General features: G+C 42.9%; 14 protein-coding genes. 5 read left to right on the top strand and 9 right to left on the bottom strand.

Going from position 1 to position 24,786, the window contains the following annotated elements; translation table 11 throughout:
• Window positions 1-198: 198 nt before the first annotated feature.
• From ACP26M_RS05415 to ACP26M_RS05405, 3 genes are all read right to left on the bottom strand, one after another.
• Window positions 199-1,191, bottom strand: coding sequence for a Hint domain-containing protein (locus ACP26M_RS05415; protein ID WP_426586863.1), 993 nt, complete (start codon window positions 1,189-1,191; stop codon window positions 199-201).
• A 120-nt stretch (window positions 1,192-1,311) separates the two neighbouring features.
• Window positions 1,312-2,481, bottom strand: a complete 1,170-nt coding sequence (locus tag ACP26M_RS05410) for a pyridoxal phosphate-dependent aminotransferase (RefSeq protein WP_426586861.1) — start codon at window positions 2,479-2,481, stop codon at window positions 1,312-1,314.
• A 32-nt stretch (window positions 2,482-2,513) separates the two neighbouring features.
• Window positions 2,514-4,097, bottom strand: coding sequence for an FAD-dependent oxidoreductase (locus ACP26M_RS05405; protein WP_426586859.1), 1,584 nt, complete (start codon window positions 4,095-4,097; stop codon window positions 2,514-2,516).
• A 391-nt stretch (window positions 4,098-4,488) separates the two neighbouring features.
• Here ACP26M_RS05405 and ACP26M_RS05400 point away from each other — a divergent pair, with 391 nt between their 5' ends.
• Both ACP26M_RS05400 and ACP26M_RS05395 read left to right on the top strand, forming a co-directional pair.
• Complete coding sequence (locus ACP26M_RS05400; RefSeq protein ID WP_426586857.1) at window positions 4,489-4,845, top strand: BlaI/MecI/CopY family transcriptional regulator; 357 nt, start codon at window positions 4,489-4,491, stop codon at window positions 4,843-4,845.
• Between the two features lie 11 nt (window positions 4,846-4,856).
• Complete coding sequence (locus ACP26M_RS05395; protein WP_426586855.1) at window positions 4,857-6,713, top strand: M56 family metallopeptidase; 1,857 nt, start codon at window positions 4,857-4,859, stop codon at window positions 6,711-6,713.
• 121 nt (window positions 6,714-6,834) lie between these two features.
• On the opposite strand, the gene ACP26M_RS05390 is transcribed toward ACP26M_RS05395, so the two are convergent.
• From ACP26M_RS05390 to ACP26M_RS05365, 6 genes are all read right to left on the bottom strand, one after another.
• Window positions 6,835-7,920 carry a DNA topoisomerase IB gene (locus ACP26M_RS05390; protein WP_426586852.1) on the bottom strand — a complete coding sequence of 362 codons (1,086 nt, stop codon included), beginning with the start codon at window positions 7,918-7,920 and terminating at the stop codon, window positions 6,835-6,837.
• 231 nt (window positions 7,921-8,151) lie between these two features.
• Window positions 8,152-10,428 carry a GH92 family glycosyl hydrolase gene (locus tag ACP26M_RS05385; protein ID WP_426586850.1) on the bottom strand — a complete coding sequence of 759 codons (2,277 nt, stop codon included), beginning with the start codon at window positions 10,426-10,428 and terminating at the stop codon, window positions 8,152-8,154.
• Between the two features lie 67 nt (window positions 10,429-10,495).
• Window positions 10,496-12,613 (bottom strand): alpha-L-fucosidase, encoded by a 2,118-nt coding sequence (locus ACP26M_RS05380; RefSeq protein ID WP_426586848.1) that lies wholly within the window; start codon window positions 12,611-12,613, stop codon window positions 10,496-10,498.
• A 9-nt stretch (window positions 12,614-12,622) separates the two neighbouring features.
• On the bottom strand, window positions 12,623-14,917 hold the full coding sequence (locus tag ACP26M_RS05375) for a family 20 glycosylhydrolase (protein ID WP_426586846.1): 2,295 nt from the start codon (window positions 14,915-14,917) through the stop codon (window positions 12,623-12,625).
• Between the two features lie 12 nt (window positions 14,918-14,929).
• Window positions 14,930-17,602, bottom strand: coding sequence for a glycosyl hydrolase 2 galactose-binding domain-containing protein (locus ACP26M_RS05370; protein ID WP_426586844.1), 2,673 nt, complete (start codon window positions 17,600-17,602; stop codon window positions 14,930-14,932).
• 258 nt (window positions 17,603-17,860) lie between these two features.
• Window positions 17,861-19,300 (bottom strand): alpha-L-fucosidase, encoded by a 1,440-nt coding sequence (locus ACP26M_RS05365; RefSeq protein WP_426586842.1) that lies wholly within the window; start codon window positions 19,298-19,300, stop codon window positions 17,861-17,863.
• 182 nt (window positions 19,301-19,482) lie between these two features.
• On the opposite strand from ACP26M_RS05365, the gene ACP26M_RS05360 reads away from it, so the two are divergent.
• The 3 genes from ACP26M_RS05360 (at window position 19,483) to ACP26M_RS05350 (ending at window position 24,779) form a co-directional block, all read left to right on the top strand.
• Window positions 19,483-20,082, top strand: coding sequence for an RNA polymerase sigma-70 factor (locus tag ACP26M_RS05360; RefSeq protein WP_426586840.1), 600 nt, complete (start codon window positions 19,483-19,485; stop codon window positions 20,080-20,082).
• Window positions 20,083-20,176: 94 nt separating this feature from the next.
• A complete protein-coding gene (locus tag ACP26M_RS05355; protein ID WP_426586838.1) occupies window positions 20,177-21,274 on the top strand; it encodes a FecR family protein in 1,098 nt (365 codons plus the stop codon).
• 184 nt (window positions 21,275-21,458) lie between these two features.
• On the top strand, window positions 21,459-24,779 hold the full coding sequence (locus ACP26M_RS05350; RefSeq protein WP_426586836.1) for a SusC/RagA family TonB-linked outer membrane protein: 3,321 nt from the start codon (window positions 21,459-21,461) through the stop codon (window positions 24,777-24,779).
• Window positions 24,780-24,786 lie beyond the last annotated feature (7 nt).

Below are 24,786 nucleotides of genomic sequence, written 5' to 3'. Positions count from 1 at the left end.
TACATGTTTATTAAATTGTAAAATTCCCCAGAAGGGGAACAAGTTTGTAGAAACGTCACACCCCTGACCCGAACCCCAGAGGGGTTCAACTCATCAAGATTACCCAATTTGACTATTGATTTATAGGTAAACTTAAACTCCACAAGAGATCCTGAAGCGACACTAAATTTGATTAAAGCAGAGAAAGGGAACACTAAATTACTTTTGCATTACCATTACACCATTCATGAGCAGGGTGCTGCCGCCATCGGCAACAATGTTATATACTCTTTGTACCCCGCCCGCGTGTTCTGATTTTTGCAGTACGGTAAAAGTTTCATATTTGCCGGTTTGCTCGTTCAGGCAAAGTACTTCCTGGCCGGCTGCTACCTCTCCTATTTTAATGTTGCCCTGTTTGGTTAACATAGGGTGATTAGGAGTTGCCTGTAACACTTTGCTATTCAGTTTTACCTGCCTGCCTTCGGCCGTGTTTTTTGTTTGGGCCGATACCAGTACCAGTTGAGTTAAAGCATAGTTTTTGGCCTCATGTACGGTAAGCTCTTTTACTTTTACAGCGGCACTTTTTTTAGTTAACGGATCAACCGTTATTACCTCATCGCCACTTTTCACGGCTTTAAGCATCTTTTTATCGCCATTGGCCATGGTAACCAGTTCTTCACCCGGGAAACAGATGTCATTGCCATAGGTAGCGGCTTCTTCCTTCAGATCCTTGCCGGCGTTGAGTACTTTATATTGTTGAAAGCTGACTTCCTTCGACAATACGTACGACAGCTTCAGGATAAAGTTCTGCTCCACTTTGTTGATATTATCAATATCCTGGAAATACTGCTCCCAAACCTTGCCATCGGCAGTAAAATCGGGCACAAGGGCTTTGTAAAGCTTGCCTTTTTCGTTGGTATAAAATACCATCAGACCTATTTCCTGCATGCCTTCTTTGGCAACCAGTTTATACAGGTCGATACGTTTTTTCAAGTCGTCGGCCCCGGTTATAAAATAAGGTTTACGGCTTTCGTACCGGTCAAGCACATAGGTATTTTCAAATTTAACGTAGGTGTCATTATCCAAATTAGCAATGGTGAATGACTGTGCTTTTTTATACTCATCCATAGTAAGCGGACGAGGGTTTACTGTTTGCCCCTTGGCAAAATACAATGAAGAGCTTAGTAATAGTGTTAATGTTAGTTTGTGCATTTTAGAAAAGATTCAAGATATCAGGATTCAAGAGCCAAGAAGTTTGCTGTAATTTTCAGAGCCGGGAGCAAGAAACTTTTCTTCTTGTCTCCTGACTCTTGATTTCGTGCTTCTTAAAACTCAGGACAATTGTTTAAACGCATCGGCAAAGGCTTCCATTTCGTCCATGCGGCCAATACTTACGCGGCACCAGTCTTTGCCGTTAAATTGCCAGTTACGAATACCTACGCCGCGCTTCATCATTTCGCCGACAAATTTTTTGCCGTCCATTTTCAGCGGGAACATGACAAAGTTTGCCGATGAAGGGATGTATTCATATCCCTCTTTTTTAAGTACTGAGTACAGATACTCCTTAGAAGCATTTGTTTTTTCCAGGGTTTCTTTCAGAAATGCTTCTTCGCGGTAACCCGCTATGGCAGCGGCGAGTGTAGTTGCGCTAATACTCCAGGCCTGGGTAGTGTATTTTTCAAATGTTTTGATGGTATCCGGCTGTGATATAATATACCCGAGCCTTAAGCCGGCAAAGCCATAAAGTTTTGAAAAGGTGCGTGCAACTATCACATTATTACCCGATTTGACAGAACTTATCATACTTGCAGCTTTCGGATCAGGCAGGTAATCTATATAAGCCTCATCGACAAAAACGGTTATTTTTTTTGACACCCGCTCGCAAAAGGCCTTTAACTTTTCGGTATCAACCACAGTAGCGGTTGGGTTATTGGGATTGCATATATAAACCAAACCTGTATTGTCATCAACCTTTGCTTCCATGGCATCCAGGTCGAGTTTATAATCGGCGGTCAGGGGCACTTTTACCCATTTTCCCTCAAGCGCCTGTGCCCTGGCTGGCAGGTCATCATATGAAGGGTCGCCGGTGATTACGCTTTTACCACCTTTAGTAAAATGCATGGCAGCTGCAAGTAAAAGCGGTGTTGAACCCGCATCCATCAGTATATTATTTGAGTTTACGCCTTCGTACGCAGCAATTTTCCCATAAATCTGGGACAGCTGCATAAAAGGGTACTGATAACTTTTATCAATAGCATCCTGAATGGCTTTTTTAACCGTAGCCGACGGGCCAAACGGGTTTTCATTAGCCAGCAGCCTTGCCTTGAGTTCAAAGCCGGCGTTGGTAACGGCTTCCTGATCGGTTAATGCCCGGCTTTGCGGTTTAAATACACGTGCCGGCATGGCTGCCAGCTTACCAATTGTTCCTGAAAAAAAGGCCAGTCCCCCGGCCATAAATGCGCTGGACTTGATCCAGTTTCTGCGGTTAATTGTACTTGACATGGTGGTGGTATTTAATGTTTTTTAACGTCGTTTTATTTTTGAACCGGATATTGGGTTCGTTGGTTAGTAACCCTGGCATGTACAGCGGCAACCGTACTCCTGGCCGATTCAAATGCCCCGGCCATCCATGCATTAAGGTATGTTAAATGCTCGCCTGCAAAATATACCTGCTTATCGGGTTTTAACAGTACCGGGTATTGTGTTTTACGGGTTTCGGTAGTATAAACCGCCCATCCGCCTAAATTATATTTGGTTTTATGCCAGCTTACCGAAAACGAGCTTTCAAATTCCTTGTCATATTGCGGGTGGATCAGCCTGCCTTTTTCCAGCGCAAACTTCTCCCTTTCGGCGTAACCTAAAGCGCCTATCTTCTGCGCTTTTTCGTTAAAGTTGTAATATCCAATCAAGATACCCTTTTTTCCTAAATAATCATAACTGGGGTAAAAAATTTGCGTTAAATCATTGTTAGTGTGCGTTATACCGCCGTAGATATGCTCATCCTCCTCCCAAAACCGCCGCTTAAACTGCAGACCAATCTTCCCGGTTTGGTTATAGCTGATATAATCAATAGCACGGCTAACATCGCCGCTGAAATTATTGCTGATATTACTCAAAACCGGCAGCGGAATGGTACAGATACACAGGTCGCCATTTAAGATATGCTCCCCTGTAGCGTCTTTATAAGTTATCTTAACGCCATCAGGTACATTATTAATGGCAGTAACTTCCGCTCCCATTTTAACTGATTGCGCCACTTTCTTTTCCAACGCTTTGGCTATCTGATCCATACCGCCCACGGCCTGAAACATGGTCATCTGCAGTTCATAGGTATATTCGGCCACGTTGTAAAAGTCGGGGTCCATCAAACCGGAATGCAGCAGATCGGCCAGTTTATGCGGATCAGCAACTTTGCCGGGCATATTACCTGCACCGGGCGATTCGGCATATCCCCGGCGCGCCGAAGCTTTGTACAGTTTATCGATATCCAATCCGCCTTCGGCCTGCAGGTACTCAATGATCTTCTCGCCATCCTCTTTGGTAAAACTGCTGTCGAGACTACCGTGGTCAATACTTTTGGCCAGCATTTCGGTCATATAACCGCGGATGTCGTTATGCACCTCCCGTACCTTTATTTTTTTATTGGATAAAGGACCTTTGCCTTCAGCAAAATAATAAGCGCCTTCATTTACGTTATTATAAACCTGGATAGGCACACCTAACTCTTTACAGTAATGCAGTGTAAGCTCATGATTATGGGGAATGCGCGATGGGCCGGCATTAAAATATTGACCTGCATCAAAACGGGCTGTAGCCGTTGGTTTATCAATTTCGGTATTGGTACTGCCATTGCGGATACTGAAGCAACGCCCCCCGGTACGCTGCCGGGCCTCCAAAATAGTACATTGATAGCCGAGCTTACCAAGCTCGTAGGCACAGGTCATGCCTGCCAAACCGGCCCCTAAAATAATAATGTGTTTGCCTTTGCCGCTGCCCTCAAGATTGAAAGCATGTGCGGGCGATGGTTTTAACAGGCCAAGGGCAAGCATGGCGGGATATGCTCCGCCAGCCAGCATAGCACCTTTGCTTAAAAAGTCCCTGCGGGTAATAGTTTTCAATAAGCGCGTATTTATGTTTTACAATCAACTCAGGCCTAAATATAGTTTTTTGTTTGCGTTTATGTTAAGCGCAGATCAACTTTTGTTACAGCTTTTATAAAATTAACAGGGTTATTTTGATGACCGAGGGATTTATGTTAAGATATGGTTGGTGGTTTTATCTAAACTCGAATTCAGTCTGAACTCGAATTTATAGAATTTAATGAATTAACAGAATACTAAGCAAATCAATCAATTCCAATAATTCGTTTAATTCGAGTTCAGACAATTCCCTAACCTCTGATCTCCAACCACTAACCTCTCCAACCAAACGTTAAATTCTGTTAAAAACTGAAAATAAATTTGCATTACTACGAATAGTTCGTAGATTTACGAAATAATCGTAAATACAATGGAAAAACTATCGCAACAAGAGGAAGAAGCAATGCAGGCAGTGTGGCAATCGGGCCCGGGATTTATCAAGGATTTTTTAGATCAGCTGGCCGAACCTAAGCCCCCCTACACCACCCTTGCCTCTACCATAAAAAACCTGGAACGTAAAGGATTTTTGAAAAGCGAAAAATTAGGCAACTCATTCCGCTACCTGCCAATGATACAGGAAGAGGAATATAAAAAGCGCTTTATGAGTGGTTTTGTAAGCGACTATTTTCAAAACTCCTATAAAGACCTGGTGACGTTTTTTGCCAACGAAAAAAAGATCAGCGCTACCGACCTGAAAGAGATCATTAAACTCATTGAAAAACAATAAACCTTACGATCATGCCGGCAACATTTGTTTTTTTATTAAAAGTAAACATAGCCCTGTTATTATTTTGCGCGGGCTATTACCTGGTGCTAAGGCCCCTCACCTTTTATACACTTAACCGGATCTATTTGCTTGCGGCAATTCTGTTTGCCAGCATTTACCCGCAAATCAATTTTTTGGCCTTTGTGCAGCGGCACGAAGAACTGGCCAAACCTATGGAGCAAATAGCCATTAACTGGCAGTCATCTGCCCAACTGGTAAACCAGCCGGTTCAAACATTTGATTATTGGTACTGGCTGAGCGTTGTATTTTGGACGGGTGCCGGTTTGTTGCTCATCCGCCTGGTATTACAACTTTTATCCTTGTTACGATTGTATAAAAACTCCAAACCTCAATACATAGGCGAACATTTGGTAAGGGTGATGGACAAAGACGCGGCACCGTTTTCTTTTTGGCGAAGCATTTATGTAAATCCCGCCAAACACGAACCCGCCGATCTGAAATCAATCCTACTGCATGAGCAGGTACATGTAAACCAGTGGCATACTGCCGATATTTTGTTAGCCGAATTGAGCAGTATCTTTTACTGGTTTAACCCAGGCATCTGGCTCATTAAAAGAGCAGTAAGGGAAAATATCGAGTTTATTACTGACCGTAAGATCCTTAAAAATGGCATCGACTGTAAAACGTACCAATACAGTTTGGTTAATGTAAGCTTTAACAACAACCAACCCGGCATCGTAAATCATTTCAATATTTCAACTATAAAAAAACGGATAATCATGATGAACGCGAAAAGATCGTCGAAACTTAACCTCACCCGCTACGCTTTTGTAGTGCCGGCCGTTATGGCCTTGCTATTGGTATTCAGCATTTCAAAAGCTGACTTTGCCAAACCGGTGAGGATCACCCTTGCCGCCGCGGTACAACCACTGGCCAGGATCATTAACATCAATGCGGACGAAATTCCATCTGCAAAACCGGTAAGAGCAGGTAAACCAATCCACAAAACACCTGCTGCAAAACCAATGGTTACACCCGCGGCTGTGCCTCAACCCTCACTTACACCATTAATAGCTATCGCGCCAATGGCCGCCAAACCGGATACTAATAAAGAGCTAAAGATATCTTTTGCATTCATAAAAAAAGATTCTTTGGTATTTGTGATAAATGGCGTGGTATCTACCAGTAAAACCCTCGATCCGACAAAAATCGAGAACATGTATATACTTACCGGCGATAACGCCCGGAAGTTTGTAAAAATTGATGATGACAAACCTGTTAAAGTTGCTTACATAATTACTAAAGACGCTCCTAATAAGGACGAGCTCGAAAAAGATGTACCCAACATTACTTTTAAAAAGGTTAGCACCAACCTAAGCGGCTATACTGTGCTAAATGACAATGACAATATTAACGTAGTAACTGTTGGTCCGGTTAGTAAAAGTGTTGGTAAAACTTACACTAACGTAAAAACTTACATTTCAAAAAACACTACCAACTCATCAAACGGAACTGGCAGTAGCAGCATAACCATAAACGGCGTAAAAGCTAAACCAACGGCCCTTTCATACAGCATAAAATCCGATGATGACGCGATAGTGGCAAATGGAGGCGATGTGGTTGTTACCGGCTACGGCAAAAAAGCAAACGTTAAGGCGTTAAACGTAAACGGAATGAGCATTATGACTAATGGCGATAAAGACCCATTAATTGTAATAGACGGTAAAACCAGTTCCACAGAAGCCTTTAAAAAACTTAATCCCGACAAAATAGAAAGCATTTCGATATTGAAAGGCGATGACAGTACGAAAAAATACGGCGATAAAGCCAAAGACGGTGTAGTAGTGATTACCACCCGTAAAAAGTAAGTAATTGGTTGATTAAGTTGGATTAGGTGAGTAGTTTTATTTCGATAAGATAAGATCAGTTAATAGTTAATAGTTAATAGAAATAACCACTCTCTTAAGCAACTTTAAACATACTCAACTTTTAACTGGCCTCGGCCAGTTTTTCCGTTTCCAGCAGGTTGAGTAATGCTTTCTCAGCAATATTAAGTTCGGCGGCTTTTACATCTTCGCGTTCATCAAGCTGGCTGATATACTTAAAAATAGTGCCTTCCTCATAACTTTTAATAACCGATGGGTGCACGTAGTACTTTTTACAAACAGTACGCGTGTTCCCAAGGTTTATAGCAACTTCATCCAAAACGCTCACAATCTTCTTTTTGCATTCGGTTATACTATTAAACTCCCCGGCTTCTTTAAAGGCATATAGCGCACTCACGCTGCCGGCCCAGGTGCGGAAATCTTTGGCGGTAAAGTCTTCACCGGTTATTTCGCGCAGGTAATTATTGATATCGCCTGAACCAACACTGCAACGGGTTCCATCCTCATTATAGTATTGAAAAAGCTCTTTTCCCGGAATATCCCGGCATTGCTTTACTAAACGGGCCAGCTTACGGCTCTGGAGCGATACTTTATGAAACACACCTTTTTTGCCCTTAAATTCAAACCGTAAATTAGAACCTTCAACCTTTACATGCCTGTTTTGCAAGGTTGTTAAGCCAAATGAACCATATAACTTTTTGTACGACTCATTCCCTACCCTGATACTTGTCAATTCCATTAACCTTACAACCAGCGCCACCACCTTTTCATGATCGAGGGTGCGCCTTGCCAGATCTTTATCTACCTGCTCACGAATTGCCGGTAAGTGCGCGGCGAAAGACTGCATACGATGATATTTGGATTGATTACGGATCTGGTTCCAGTAGGTATGATAACGATATTGCTTGCGCCCTGCGGCATCTGTACCGGTAAATTGCAGGTGACCGTTTTCATAAGGCGAGATCCAAACGTTGGTATAAGCCGGGGGGATCACCAGCTTATTGAACCTTGTTATCAGCTCTTTGTCTTTTACCAGATTACCATCCGCATCATAATAGCTCCAACCCTTGCCCGATTTTTTGCGGGTATAACCTGGTGATGAATCAGAAACATAACGCAGGCCGACTGCCTTTGCAGTGATCTTGGGATCGCGGCCAATTTTTTCGAGCTTTTTGAGGAGACGGTTCATGTTGAGATAACATGTCAAGGCAAGATTAAGTTTTAATTAGGGATTTATCTTATAAAAACATTTACACTTTTGTCATTTCGACGAGCTAAGCCGGGCAACAAGAAAGGGCGAGGAGAAATCTTTACACGCGATATGCAAACTGTCTATCGCTCGTACAAGATTTCTCCTCGCCCCAATGCTCTCCTGCCCGCTACTCGTCGAAATGACAGGGGCGAATAATATTGACAAGATTTACTTCAACACCGAAACCGCTTTGTTGGCTTCCCCAACGCCCCAAACAGTGCCAGGTTTATCGCCCATGGTAATCACCAGTTCACCGCCTTGCATAACGTCTGTGTGTTTGATGTAAGTTTTGGTATAGTCGGCACCATTCAGCTTCATGGCCTGGATGTACTTGTTTTTAGGGCCGTTATTTTTAACCACTACATGGAATTTCTTATTGCCTTGTAATTGTAGCGTAGCTTCATTTACTACCGGACTGCCGAATACATATAGGCCATTAGCCGGGTTAACCGGGTAGAAACCAACAGCAGACAATACGTACCATGCCGACATCTGGCCAACATCTTCATTACCGATAATACCATCTGGTTTATCTGTATAAAAATCATCAAGGATGAACCTTACCTTTTCGGCTGTCTTCCATGGCTTGCCTGAGTAAGCATAATAGTAGCTCATCGGGTGGCTTGGCTCGTTACCGTGGGCATACTGACCTATCAAACCAGATACATCCGGCGATTTAAATTTGCCCATATCGCCTTGCGCAATAAACAATGAGTCGAGTTTGGTATTGAATTTATCGACACCACCAAGCATATCAATCAAACCTTCTACATCCTGCGGAACAAGGAAGGTGTATTGCCAGCCGTTACCTTCAGTAAAGTCGCCGGTTTCATGGATGGAGATAAACGGGCTGTAAGGAGTGCGCCATGCATCCTGTGACAAACGGCCACGCATAAAACCTGCTTTGGCATCGTAATAGTTTTTATAGTAGGCGCCGCGTTTGCTGAAATAGGCATAGTCTTCAGTTTTGCCCAGCTTTTTAGCTACCTGTGCCAGGCTCCAGTCGTCAATAGCATATTCAAGACCCATCGAAACAGATTCGCGGCTGCTATCGGCCGGGATATAACCATATTTTTTAACGTATTTGATACCACGGTCATCACCCATGGAGGTGGTTTTCATGGCTTCATAAGCTAAATTGGCATCAAAGCCTTTGTAACCTTTTAACAAAGCATCGGCAACAACAGGTACTGCGCTGTAGCCCACCATACAATTGGTTTCGTTAGCCATTAAATGCCACACCGGCAAGCTGCCCTGTTGCTGATAAATGGCCAGCATAGAGTTGATCATATCATTCACATGTTCCGGGTGGATAATGGTTGACAGCGGGTTATTTGAACGGTAAGTATCCCATAATGAAAACGTAGTTACATTATTAAAGCCCTCGTTTTTGTGCACCTTTTTATCGGTTCCCCAGTATTCGCCGTTCACATCGTTAAAGATAGACGGCGCTATCATGGTGTGATAAAAAGCTGTATAAAACTTCTTCATTTGCGATAATGAATCAGCTTTGATCACAATTTTTTGAAACTGCTTATTCCAGGCTGCATCGGCATCTGTAACTACTTTATTGAAATCCCAGCCCGGTATTTCGGCTTTAATGTTTAGCATAGCATTCTCTGCACTTACCGGTGAGATGCCCACCTTGGCATAAACAACTTCGCCTTTGGCAGTAGCAAAGCTGATAACACCTTTCACTTTTACCCCTTTAAGCTCGGTACCTTTTACGTTAGCTGTACTATCATAAACAGCGAAAGTTTTAATAGGCTTTGAAAACACAGCGGTAAAGTAAATACGCTGATCATTTGCCCAGCCTTTTGAAAAACGGTAACCGCAAATGGTGTTTTTATCAACCTGTTTAATATAGGTTTCCATTGGCCTGTCCCAGCCTATACCTTCCTGCAGATCGATGAGGATGTGCGCATCTTTTGTTGCCGGGAAAGTGTACTTATGCATCCCAACGCGGGTACTGGCAGTAAGCTCAACACCGATATCGTATTTTTTAAGTTTTACCTTGTAATAACCTGGTTTTACGACCTCATCCTTGTGGCTGAACAACGACACATAACCACTTTTTAAATTCTTGTTGCTGCCTTTGTATACGTTAATAGCGCCGGTTGTCGGCATGAAGGATATATCGCCTAAATCACCAATGCCCGTACCGCTCAGGTGGGTATGCTGGAAGCCGATGATGGTAGAATCAGAAATGTGATAGCCCGAACACCAGTCCCAGCCCTCAGAAATATTGGTTGGGCCTAACTGTACCGCACCAAAGGGGACACTTGCCCCCACAAAAACGTGACCGTGGAAACCGGTGCCGATGTACGGATCGACATATTGCGTTAAACCGCCGGCCTTTTTCATAGGCTGCGATTGGTGCCTTTGCGCCTGGGAGCTTAAATTAACCAGGGCCAGTAAACCGGCCAAAACGAGTTGTTTTTTCATTCTTTACTTAAATGATATTATTGAGGTTTTTATTGCTGCCAATTAAACCCCAATACTTAATAGATTATTAATAAACGCTTAATTCGGCTACGGCAATACCATTGCCTGCAATTACATGCGCGGCTTCAAATTTTAAATAACGTGCGCTAACCTCCTGCTTTAATACTACAGGCTGCTCAATTGGATTCGATTTGATATTTGAGAACTCGCCCGATGCCACCTTTTCCCAGGTTTTGCCATCGTTGCTGATATAAAACACATAGCTATCAACAATGCCCTCGGCTTGCTTATCCTGCCTTGGCAAATAGCCGAATGCTTTTATTTTCTGCTCTTTTCCTAAATCAACGCTGATCTGCTGCGGGAATTGCGCGCTTTCTTTTTTTAGTGTGCTGTAAAGACTACCGGTATTTTCATCAAAGGCATTTTCGGCCTTGTTCCATTGGTCATTAGCCGCAGTGGCATCCAGTACTTTCCAATCGGTTTTAGCAAAGCCGAATTCCGCGTAAGTACTTTCGCTTTGGTGCTCCTTACCTTCAAAGCTGCGGGCTTTGACTACTCCGCCTTCATTAAGCGTAAACGGTTTACTGTAAACCGGCGAATTTAGCGTTGGCTCGTGCCCGTCAAGCGTATAGCGGATAGCGCTTACCGGCGCTTCGGTAGTAATGCTTATCTCGCCTTTTTTATTGCGGGATATCTTTGGCGCAGTTAAATGTACCGGCTCTTTATAAATCCCGAAATCACTCAAGGTAATAGCCACCGGCGAAGCAGTAATCTTCAGCCTTAACTTGCTTGCAGTTATATTTTGCGTTAAACGGATCAGCCTGTTACCGCCAATGCTGGTAGCTTCACCTATTTGTTCCCACTTGCCATTTAAGTAAGCATCTACAGCAACAGCTTCAATACGCTGCCCAAGCTTAATATTTTCGCGCAGGCGGATCACGTTAAATGTTTTTGGCGAATGCAGATCGATAGTTAATTCAGGAGTAGTCACCTTATCGTCAGTTGCCCAATAGCTGTAACGGTTGTCATCTACTAAAAACTGCGGACCGAACTTGGCTTTGTTACCGCCACGCACATTACTTGCCCTTAACGTTGCGCCTTTTGCCAAATTAACCGCGAAGGTTTGTTTAAGAAGGTTACCGAACTCGGTTAATGATTTTACGTCGATCTCATTAATAATACCACGCTGGTCGGGAGATAAGCCCAAATCAAGCGCTGCACCACGGCCTACGCTTTTGTAATACAGATCAAGCAAGGTATAAGGCGATTTTACACCTTCATCCTGTGTTTTATGATAAAACCATCCCGGGCGTAACGACACGTCGCATTCGGCAGGCATCCAGTACTTACCGTTACGGGTACCTTCGGTGCCTTCATAATCTTTCACATAACCATTGGCAGGAGCTTTGCCCTCATCAGGAGCATGTGGCGTATAGGTTGCCCAGCAGGTTTCGCCTGCATGGCCTTCCTCGTTGCCAACCCAGCGCACATCCGGACCAACATCGCCAAATAAAACAGCATTCGGTTGAAGTTTACGTGTAATGGCCCAGGTAGTATCCCAGCCATAATAAGTTGAACGATCTATTTTTCTTACTTCGCGCTTGCCACCATAATAGCCATCGCCGCCGTTAGCACCATCATGCCATGAAATAAACAACGGACCGTAATTGGTATACAACTCTTTCAATTGCGCACGATATGTCTTCACATATTCTGCAGTACCGTAGTTAGGATTGTTTCTGTCCCACGGCGAGCAGTATACCCCCAGTTTCATGCCCAGCTTATCGCAGGCTTCGCGGTATTCTTTCAACATATCCCCCTTGCCATTTTTATAGGGGCTTTTAGTGATATTATGCTCCGTAGTTTTAGTTGGCCAAATGCAAAAACCATCGTGGTGTTTTGCAACCACAACTACGCCCTTAAAGCCTCCTGCTTTTGCGGCGGCTACAATTTGCAAAGCACTAAACTGTGACGGATTAAAAATCTTCGGATCTTCATCGCCAAAGCCCCACTCCTTGTTGGTGTAGGTATCCACCCCATAGTGGATAATGCAATACATACCTGTTTCCTGCCAATTAAGCTGTCCTTGAGTAGGTAACACACCATAAGGTTTGGGAGCCGTTTGACTAAAACCGTTTAAACCGGCGGTCAATAACAATAAGGCAATGCCTGTAAACTTCTTCATAATTAATAATTAGTTTTTAAACCATGATGATGGCACATCCTGCGGGGCCGAGCCATTAACACTATATTTTAGCAGCAACTTAAAGCCGCCACCACCTTCAATAAAATCAAGCTTAAAGGGATGCGCACCGATTTTTAGCGCGACTTGTCCGCTGCGTTCCTGAGCCGAGTGATTACCATCGTTATCCACAACAGTTTTATCGCCAATGTACAGTACACCGCCATCATCGCAGGTTAAATAAAAGCTGTAAATACCGTCAGTTGGCACATCAATGTAACCTTTGTAGGTGATACCAAACGATGGTGCTTTAACTGTAGCAGGCACTTCTATCTTATCGGTAGTGAAAGTGCTGTCAACTTTCGCATCTTGCATTAAGGCAGTCTTTTTGAAAAAAGCCTTGTAATAAGTAGCTGTAAGTCCGGGTTTTGGCGGGGCGATTTTTACCGGGCCAAGCATTTGCTGTTGTGTGTAGTTCAGGTTATAAACGTCACCACGGGTACCGGTTGGTGTAAAAGCGGCAATCCTTACCAATTGTGATTTAGAGATAGTTAATGGCGATGGCAACACCGGCGATTTGGCATCAGGCAGCGTGCCATCCGTAGTGTAACGAATAGTCAGGCCCGGCAATGGAGACACGATGCTCAACTTACCTTCGTCTGTGAAAACATATTGATTAAGCAAATTTGGAAGATCAGGCAAACGATAGTTAACCTTCATGGCGTCCATACGTTTGTATTGCTCTGTTAAACGCTGCAAGTATGAATCGTATTCACTTTCCTTATGCGTCCACAGCATTTCAGACAATGCGGTCATGCGCGGCATATACATATAATCCGCGCGTTTTTCAGACGGGATCATTTCTGACCAGAGATTAGCCTGTGCGCCAATGATTGATTTTGCTTCTTCGGCATTCAGCACTTTTGGTACCGGGTTAAAGTGATATACCTTGCTAACAGAATACTGATCTGGCTGGTTATCAAAATAAAGCGGTTCGCCGGGCGTCATGATCACAGTATTGCCATTCTTCACAGCTTTAACCGGTGCATCAGGAACCCATGTGCGCCAGTACATAATAATAGCTGTTGGGCTAATGCCTCCTTCAATTACCTCGTCCCAACCAATCAGTTTGCGGCCTTTCGAGTTGAAGAATTTCTCCATGCGGTTGATGAAGTAGCTATGTAAACCGGCAAGGTCTTTAATGCCCTCCTTCGCCATCAAGGCTTTACAGGCATCTGATTTACCCCAGTTGGTACGATTCACCTCATCACCACCGATGTGGATATATTTAGATGGGAAAATCTGCATAATCTCGGTGAATACATTCTCGGCAAACTCAAAGGTGCTTTCGTTACAAGGGCAGATAGGTTTGGTGAATAATTCACCCCATTTATTTTCGCCATCGCAGGTTAAAAACGGATATGAGTTAATGGCAGCCATCATGTGCCCCGGCATATCAATTTCCGGAACGATGTCGATATGTCTTGCTGCTGCGTAAGCTACCACGCCTTTCATTTCATCCTGGGTATAAAAACCACCGTACATGGTTTTACCATTTTTTTGAACGATGTGCTCTTTATCGATCACAAAATCAGGATTATCCTTAGCTTTTTTCATACAGGCTGAGTCCTGGTTATTGAACGTGCGCCATGCACCGGCTTCAGTAAGCAGCGGGTATTTTTTTATTTCGATGCGCCAGCCCTGATCATCAGTTAAATGCAGGTGTAGCTTATTCATTTTGTACAAAGCCATCCGGTCGATAAACTTTTTCAGATAGCTTACCGAGAAAAAGTGCCTCGATACATCCAGATGCATACCACGCCATTCGTAAACAGGCGCGTCTTCAATAGCTACAACCGGTAAAGACAATTGCTTTTGCACAACACCGGCTTCAATACCAACAGGCAATAACTGACGAATAGTTTCTACCGCGTGAAACACACCGGCCGGGTCTTTTGCACGGATAACAACCTGCTCCTTAGTAACGCTCATACGATACGCTTCAGGAGCAGTTATACTTGCGTCATAAACCAGGTTAATAGCGTGAGCTTTCTTTACCTTGCTTATTTCAATGGGCTTACCTAAACCTTTACGCAACAGATCTTTCAAGGCATAAGCCTCGGTATTAAAAGCATTGGAAGTTACTATGCCGGTTTTTGATGTTATAGTAAATGAACCTTCACCAGCTGTTAATTGAGCCGGGTAAGGGATCAACGGAAATTTTGCCGCTGTTTCCTGAGCACTAACAGCACCTGTACAGATAAAGGCCAATGCCGCTGCTGACAAATATTTTGAAATAGTATTCATTGTCTGTGTTTATTATTTGTCGATAGATATGGTTCTTTCAGTTACGTTCCAGCCGCCGATGCTTACTGCAAGGTTTTTATCTGCACCTGGATTATGGTCGATAACAACTTTTTTAGTTTGGCCCGGCAGCACCGTTACATAGTTATCGCTGTAAAAGGCCGGAAGGATGCGTTGTTTGGTATCGGCATTAACTAATGACAAACGGTTAAAGAACGCCAATGCACCATTGCCTTCATTAGTCAACGTTACTTCAACCTTGCCATTTTTTAAATATTTAGCAGTTGCGCCCAAATTGCCAGCAGGCATTTTCTGTAAGCCCGAGAAATCTCCGTTAGCATCAGGCAACCAGTAAATATTCTCGCTAATTACTTCTTTATCTGATTTAAGCAATTGCAGGCAAAGGAAAACACCATTGTCTTTTGCTTCTTTCTCAATCTCTCTTTTCAGTGATAAATAGCGTTTGGTAGTAGTCGGTGTTACATCGGCAAAAACCTTTGTTAATACTTTCTCCTTACCATCCATATCATAGGTTTTGGCTACCAGCAGCATATTGCTATGTGTTTTAAAAGTATTATTGGCTACCATCACCATACCATCCGTTTGGTTATACATGATGTGTAAAGGTTCACTACCGTTATGCAAGCCATAAAGACAAGCATTAGGATCAAGGTAATAATCATACATCTGGCCGCGCATGGCTGTCCATGGGTTTTGGGTTTTCCAGATGATGGTACCTGTATACCAATCCCACATGTGCGAGCTAAAGCCTTCCATTAATGCACGATACTGATCATAGTTTACCAGCTGGGCTTTGGTTGCGAAGTCTTCAACGTTTTTAGCTTTTCCGTATTTATCAATAAAACCATCGTAGCCAATATACTTGTGATACTCCCAAACCGGATCAGTTTTGGTTTTGCCGGTTGAGGCATCAAACTCGGGCACCACCATGTTTTCGGCAGGAATAAAGCGTTTTAATGATTCATAATCGCTGACGCCAACCGAACCAACTTCCGAGTTGAACGGATAAGTTTGATGATCCCAGAAAGTTGTAAGGCTTTGGATGCCGTAAGGGCCATCGCCGTTGCCGCCCTGTACATTGCGCGACATTTCTTCGGAGTTTGAATACGGGATAAACCAACGGGTATTATCGAGCTTAGGCATAATGGTATCACGCAGGGCTGCAAAAATATCTTCAGGCGGAGTGATCTCGTTACCACCACACCAGATAGCCAGCGAGGGGAAGTTACGCACCAATTTAACCTGATCGGCGACTGATTTTAAATACAGGTCATGATCATCAGGGTATTTGCGACGGGTCCATTGGTCATCAGCTTTCATTGGATCTATCCAGCGACCATTGCAATCGCCCGATCCCCACATATCCTGAAAAACCAGCATACCGTATTTATCGCAAGCCTCATAAAATTCCGGGCGTTCAATCAGCGCACCACCCCAAACACGGATCAGGTTCAGGTTCATATCACGGTGAAAACGAACTTCGGCATCATAACGGGCATCGCTGAAACGCAACATCTGATCAGAGATGATCCAGTTACCGCCTTTAATAAATACCTTTTGGCCGTTCACATTAACCTGGCGACTTTCGGTTTTATTGTTCCACTCGGTAGTGATCTGGCGTACGCCAACTTCAATGCGTTTTTGGTCGGATACCTTGCCACCTGCTACAAACTGCAAATTAAGCTTATACAAATTTTGCGGACCGTAGCCATTAGGCCACCAAAGCTTAGGGTTTTTAAGGCTGTAATCCGCCAGTTTAACTTCCTGTTTTGAATTGGCTTTCAGGGTAACCGGCTGTGACACCAGCTTGCCATCTAAATTATATTGTAAAGTACCACTTACTGCAGTACCTGTAGTATTTTCAACTTCGGCAGACACCTGTACAATAGCCGGCTGCTGCGCACCTTCCGGCTGACGAACACCCGGAACAAGGGTAACCACATGCGGATCTTTAATAACCACAGCACCAGTGTGCTCAATGGTCACTTTATCCCAAATGCCGGTATTACGGTCGCGGATGGGCTGGATCCAGTCCCAGCCTGCTGTATATTGGATACCTACACCACGCGCAATGGTACCGTCACCACCTTGCCCACCGTTGGGGTTACCAACAACATCCGGAGGGTATACCACAACAGCTAAACGGTTATTACCGTTTTTGCTCAGCCATTTGGTAATGTTATAGCTTTGGCGCAAAAACATGCCTTTGTGCAGCTTGCTGTTAAGCTTATGCCCGTTCAGGAAAACATCGCAGCTATAATTTACGCCACGAAAGTTGAGGTAAGTTTGATTGCTGCCAGTTGGCGCGGCCTCTTTAAAATTTTTGGCAAACCAATAGGTATAATAATCGCGACCAACCTTATAAATGTCAGGGATCTTTTCATTGTTCATCCCGTAAAATGGATCGGGCACCTGTTTATTGGCTACCTGGGTTGTAAGCACAGTTCCCGGTACTACCGCAGGGTTCCATGCAGCCAGATCATAATTGGTGTGAGAAATAATTGTGCCATTATCCTTAACGCTATTCAGAGAAGTACATTTCCAGCCGCTATTGAGCTCATAGCCGGTTTGTGCCTCAGCATTTTGGTAAACACCTGAGGCGAGGACGGATAACACTAATGAAAATTTAAACAATGCAGATCTGCCTGCAGAACGGGTTGTTGTCATTTATTTGGATTGGATGGATGATCAAAATTAAAAACTGCCAAATCATTTTAGCTGTAAAAACTTGGCTATATTATGTGGTATTTTGTCGGTATAATTGTCATTTAGACGAGTATACAGGGCATTTTTGGTAGTAATCAGGAGAAATTTTGTACACCCTGTAAATTTGCCCGTCGCCTGTACAAGATTTCTCCTCACCCTTTTCTTAGCCCCTACCCTGTTCGTCGAAATGACATTGTGGTTAATTGGTATTATGAAATATTAATAAGCTATTTTAAACCCGGCTGCTTCATTAAGGCCGCTGGCCTGTTGTAATTTTACCGGGATACTAATATCGATTCCATCAGCTACCTGTTTCCATTTAAGGCTTTGGCTGCTGCCAAGCAAGGTTACTTTCTTTACCTTTTTAACATCTTTAAGCTTTACAGATATAGTAGCAGGCAAAATCACCTTTTCCTGGTCGCTCAAAGCAAAGGCATAAATGGTATTGCTGTTTTTGGCTTTTGTATAATATATATTACCTGTTGAATACGGTGCAACCAACTGGCAGGCGTAAATACCCTCGCCATTGATCTTCATCCAATTGCTGATACCTTGCAGGCGCTCATAAGCAACCGGGTCCCAATCACCATCGGGGCCGGGACCGATGTTCATGAGCAGGTTACCGCCGCGCGATACGATTTTTACCAATAGCTGCACAATTTGCTGTACTGATTTATAATGATCGCCCGGAACATAGCTCCATGAATTACCCATGGTTATACAGCTTTCCCAGGGATGATCAAGGGGCACTTCCGGTACTTCCTGCTCGGGAGTAGTATAGTTTTCGTATTTGCCGGCTACGGTACGGTCAACTACTATTAACCCCGGTTGCTTTTGCCTGCCCATTGCGGCTATCTTCGGCATATCAATGTCCTGGTCAAATTTGATCCCGCGCTGCCAGTCGATGGTAGTATCAACACTGCTTTTAGGGCGTACCCATCCCCCGTCGAGCCATAAAATATCAACCTTGCCATAATCGCTCATTAGTTCGCTGATCTGGTTGTAGGTAAAGTCTTTAAATTTCTGCCAGCGTTTGGGATATTTTTGAGGATCATAGTTTACATTTCGGTCTTTAGGCGGAAAGTATGGCCACCAGTAATTTTCAGTATGCCAGTCGGGTTTTGAAAAGTAGGCGCCAATCATAAAGTTATCTTTACGGAAAGCGTTGAAGATCTCTTTAGTTACATTGCTTCTGGGATTGGTGGAAAAAGGGGTTTTGTTGCTTGTGATTTTATAATCGGTTTCTTTGGTATCAAACATGCAAAAACCATCATGATGCTTGGTAGTGAAGATCACGTATTTCATACCGGCATCTTTAGCAGCCTTCACCCATTTTTCGGGATTGAATTTGGTGGGGTTAAAAGTGGTTTGCAGATTTTCATACGCCGCTTTATATCCATTATAGGTAGCAGCATACGGGCCGCGGCGTTGTGTCCAGCCTTCATCTTCGGGGCAAATACTCCAGCTTTCTACTACCCCCCACTGGCTGTAAGTACCCCAATGCATAAATAAACCGAACTTGAGATCCTGCCAGTTTGCAATTTTTTGCTCAACTGCAGGATCGCCGGCAGGAACATATTGTTTTGACATATTGTGCTGTTGTCCAAACACTTCAAAGCCCCCCAAAACCAAAAGAAATATTGTAAATAATCGTTTCATCAAGCTATTATTTTATTAATTACTGACAATTTTATATGGTGTATTGCTTACACACTTTTTAAATTTTTTTAAAAAACATCGCAACTTACATCATAAAATTTTATTTTGTGGTATTAATATGTTATTATTGTTACACCATTATTAAGTTTTAGATTTAGTTGATTAATTAAAAATCCTTCGGTTTGAGAGACAGAAAAGTTGATACGCTGAAATTATGGAAACTCATTTGTAATAATGACGATGAGAACGCTTTTGAGCTGTTTTTCCATATCCTTAACAACTCGCTCATTAAATTTTGTGTGTTATACGTACATCAACGGGAAATTGCCGAAGAGATAGTGTCAGATGTGTTTGTAAAGTGTTGGCTTAACCGTAAAAACCTCATCGAAATTCAAAACCCCGAAACCTACCTGTTTGTAGCGGTAAAAAATCAATCGCTCAACCACATTAAAAAATACTCAACCATTCACCTTGTACAAATTGAGGAAACCAATTCGGTAGAATTTGTAAATACCTATAACCCTCAAAAAGAAATTGAAAACAAAGAGCTTATTTTTAGGATGGACCAGGCCATAGCCGGTTTACCGCAACAATGCCGCATCGTTTTCAGGCTGATAAAAGAAGACGGTATGAAGTATAAGGAAGTAGCCGAAATTCTAAATATTTCGCCCCGTACAGTACAAACCCAGCTTTTCAGGGCGATCAAGAAACTTAGTGTCATTTTGACACAATATAACAAACACCACGAATCCCCCTTAAAACCAATACAATCAACATTTTAGGAAGCACAATTGTAATTTTCAATTATTTTTTTTAACCTTGTAAGTAATTAACCTAAATAAGTTGTCCTATCATAAATAAGGATGCAATTATACGATGGGCAATGATAAATTTATAGAGCTGGCCGGCAAAAAACTGTCAAATGAAATCAGCTCTGATGAAAACAATGAATTTCAGCGTTGCTTAGCTAATGATGCTTCCCTTCGTGAACAATACGAGGCCCTTTCCGCTTACTGGAAACATAGCGATGCCCAATATGCCGACAATGCCCTCGCCTTTCAAAAAATAAAGTCAAAAATTAAAGCGCAGGAAGTTATTGAACCTGCAACGGCCATTACCCCCGTTAAAAAGGGCACAATACATTATCTTTGGCGTGCCGCGGCCGCCGTTGTTTTAATAGCAGGTTGCTCGTATCTTTTTTATTCAAAAACGGTTACTTTGGGCCACGGAATTGCAAGCACAACGTCCGGCGCCTGGCAAAATAAAAACACTTCTGCCCGCGATAAATCAACCATTGTATTAACTGACGGTACACGTATCACCCTTAATTCACAAAGTTCATTAAGATACCCAACAAAGTTCACAGGCAAAACCCGCGAAGTTTATTTAAGCGGCGAAGCCTTTTTTGATGTACATAAAGACCATGAACATCCGTTCATTATCCATACCGAAAAAATGAACATCAAGGTGCTGGGTACCGCTTTTAATGTTAAATCATACCCCGATGATCCATCAAGTGAAACAACCCTTATCAGGGGCGCCATTGAAGTTACTCTTGACGACCGACCATCCGACAGGATCATTTTAAAACCAAGCGAAAAACTGATCGTTAAAAAAGGCTCGTTTACTACTATACATAAAAATCAGACAAAGCTTTCACCCGCTACCGATAGCAGTGCGGGTACGCAGTATGTTTTAACCAGCTTTACACGCCTTCATCAGGCTGACAGTGCCATTTTAGAAACTTCGTGGACACAGAATAAACTCATTTTCAGAGATGAAAACTTTGCCGACCTCGCTGCCCGCATGGAACGCTGGTATGGTGTCGAGATCAAATTTAAAAATGATGAAATGAAGAAGTACCGTTTTACCGGCACTTATGAAAAAGAAACCATTACCCAGGCACTTGATGCGTTACGCATTACCGAAAATTTTCATTATAAAATTAAAAATTCCGCCATTTATATTTATTAACTGATAATTCTTCAGTGATTAACAGTACATTTGTCGCCTCAATTGGTCGCTGTGCTTTACAATATTTGTAATTGTTACCTACCAATCCGGTCATTTTACACTATTACCTGTGCTAATTATAAAATTTATGTAAATTTAGGCATCCCCAATGGATGTCGGCGACAGGTTTAGGTTATCAGTATAAATGAAAATACGGTTTACGTTAATATTATTCTTCAATTTACTGGCTATATTAACTGTATATTCACAAACCCGCGTCACTATCAATTTAAAATCGGCCGATTTTAAAAAGTTGATCTCAGCCATCGAACGTCAAAGCATTTATCATTTTGTTTACAGCGAAAGAAAAATCCCCACATTAAACAAAGTTGACATAGACGCTGATAATGAAGACGTTAAAAGTATCTTAGATAAAATTTTGACCAATTCGGGCTTCGCTTATACCGAGCTTGCCAATCACCTGATAGTAATTGCCCCGATTGATGAAATAGTTAATGTAGTTAAGGTAACGGGCATTGTTGTTGATGAAAATGGCGCACCGCTTGCCGGCGCTACAGTTAGGGTAAGAGGTTCAACTATGGGCTCGCTCACCGATGCGAAGGGGGCGTTTTTTCTTGAAGTGCCCTCCGGGTCAACGTTGATAGTGAGTTTTGTAGGTTACGTTACAAAAGAGGTAAAACTTAATGGGGCTACACCGTCAATTATTTCGCTTACAGTAAGTAACGTGCTAAACGAGGTAGTTGTAACGGCGCTTGGCATTAACAAGGAACAAAAAAGGGTGGGTTATTCAGTAACTACTATTAGCGGTGAGGTGCTTGATAAAGCCAAGGAATCAAATGTGGCATACTCATTGGAGGGGCGCGTAGCAGGTTTAAGTATCAATGGCATAAACGGCGGACCAGGGTCTTCCGCGAGGATCTTACTTAGAGGCGTTACAAGTTTTGGTGCAAGCGCTCCACTCTTTATTATTAATGGCGTGCCCATGGATAATACCCAAAGAGGATCGGCCAATGAATGGGGCGGTGCTGACTTTGGCGACGGCATCAGCAATATAAATCCCGACGATGTTGAAAATATGACCGTACTAAAGGGCCAGGCGGCATCGGCACTTTACGGAGCACGCGCGGCCAATGGCGTAATTTTAATAACTACCAAAACAGGAAAAAAAAACACCCCATTTGGTGTTGAATTTAATACCAATTACCAAACTGATAAAGCAATTAATACCTTTAATTATCAAACACAATACGGCCAGGGTTTGTATGGGATAAGGCCGACTACCGTAACCAATGCAATATCCTCAGGCAACTATGGCTGGGGCGAAAAACTGGACGGTAAACCCACAATTCAGTTTGATGGCGAATATTACCCCTACTCCGCCGTAAAAAATAATATCAGTAAGTTTTACCGGCAAGGCTATACTTTTACCAACACTGCTGCATTTAGCGGCGGTAACGACAATGGTAATTTCCGGTTGTCGTTATCAAACCTTAGCAACGGCTCAATAGTGCGTAACAGTGATCTCAACCGCAAAACGTTCAACCTATCGGCAAGTCAAAATGTTACCCAAAAACTGAATATTAATGTTGTAGCTAATTTTATCAACGAAACTTCTAATTTAAAACCCAACCTGAGCGATGGGCCTTTTAATGTAAATAACATTCAATACCTGGCAGCCAACGAAGATCAGGCTATCCTTGCGCCTGGTTATGCCCCAGATGGCAGTGAAATAAGATGGAATAGCGACACCTTTACTACAAATCCTTATTTTACCGTTAACAGGTTTATTAATGATGTAAACCGTAACCGCTTAATAGCTGCATTATCGGGTAAATACAATTTCAATAATTGGATGTATGCACAGTTGAGGTTAGGTAACGACATACTTTACGATAAACGAAAAACGGTTACCCCAACCGGAACCGCTTATTACGCCGGCGGAATGGGAGGACTTGATGAACAGTCAAACACGCGACGATCTGAACTAAACAGTGACCTGCTAATAGGTGCCAAACATGACATTATTGCTAAAGTGCTGAGTTTTGACATATCTGCCGGGACTAACCTACGCAAAAATACATACGAGTACACGAAGCTTTTTGGAGGCCCATTCATTGTACCATATTTTTATAGCTATAATAATTTGAGCATTAAAAGCAGCAACTACAACTATAATAGTACCGAAACGCATTCAAGCTATTATGCTGTTGATTTTTCATTAAGAGACTATTTAACAATAACTACTACCGGCCGCTACGATGCCTACTCCACGTTGCCGAGTGATAACCGGAGTATCTTTACGCCTTCGGTATCGGCAAGTCTTTTATTTTCCGATCTTGTTCATATTCCCAGCCTTGACTTTGGAAAATTGAGGTTATCCTATGCGCAAACAAGCGGCGAGCCAACTGATGCATATGTAACAACCCAATATTACACAACAAATTATTCGATAAACGGTGTTGCCATAGGCAGCTTCAGCGACAGCCTGCCAAACTTATTTCTTAAGCCTTACACGCTTACCGAAATGGAAGCCGGCACCGAGCTTAAATTTTTAAATGGCAGACTTGGAATTGACGTAGCCTATTTTCACCGCAAAACAAAAAATGAGATCATTAAAGGAGACCTTGATCTGGCAACGGGTTTTGCACGGCGGTTTATCCCTACGGGCTCAACCCAAAACAACGGCATTGAAATTGAGCTAAGCGGCACTCCTATTAAAACAACCGGTTTTAACTGGTCGCCATCGTTTAATTTCACCTATGTACAAAACAAGATCCTTCAAACAGACGGTACTCCCGAGTCGGCTAACATAAGCTTCGGTACTTACCGCCCGCTAAATGCCGCTACAGCACTGGTTAAAGGCTTGCCAGGTCCCCAGATTATGGCCAACGATTACCTTAGAAACGATAAAGGACAGATCATTTTCGACGGAAATGGTTTACCCATGGCCGGCCCCCGTGTACCTATGGGTAGCGCAGTCCCTAATGTATACGGCGGATTAAACAACAATTTCGCATTTGGCAAACTAAGTCTCTCATTTTTGATTGATTACCGTTTTGGCAACAAAATATTATCGGCTACAAATTATAATAGCATTTACAGGGGCTTTAACCAGCTTACCCTTGCAGGCAGGGAAAACGGCGTTGTCGGCGATGGCGTAAACGCCAATGGTGAAAGGAATACCATTGCTGTACCTGCGCAAAACTACTACCAGGCGCTGGCCCAAAATGTATCTGCATTAAATGTGCTTGACGGCAGGTTTATTAAATTACGGCAGGTTACTTTTGGCTATACTTTTTCAAAGGGCTTTCTTAATAAAACACCGTTTGAAGGCATAACCTTTTCACTGGTAGGCAGAAACCTCTGGACCATCATGAAGCGCTCGGCCAATATCGATCCGGAATCTGGATTTTCGCCGGATATAAAATATGCCGGAATTGAGGGAGCAAGCCTTCCGCCAACCCATACTTATGGAATAAATATTAACTTTAAACTCAAAAAATAAATCATCT

The organism is Mucilaginibacter sp. R-33 (assembly GCF_049949235.1).
GTDB lineage: Bacteria > Bacteroidota > Bacteroidia > Sphingobacteriales > Sphingobacteriaceae > Mucilaginibacter.
Note: the sequence above shows the minus strand (reverse complement) of the source record. Positions and strands in the feature narration are given on the sequence as shown.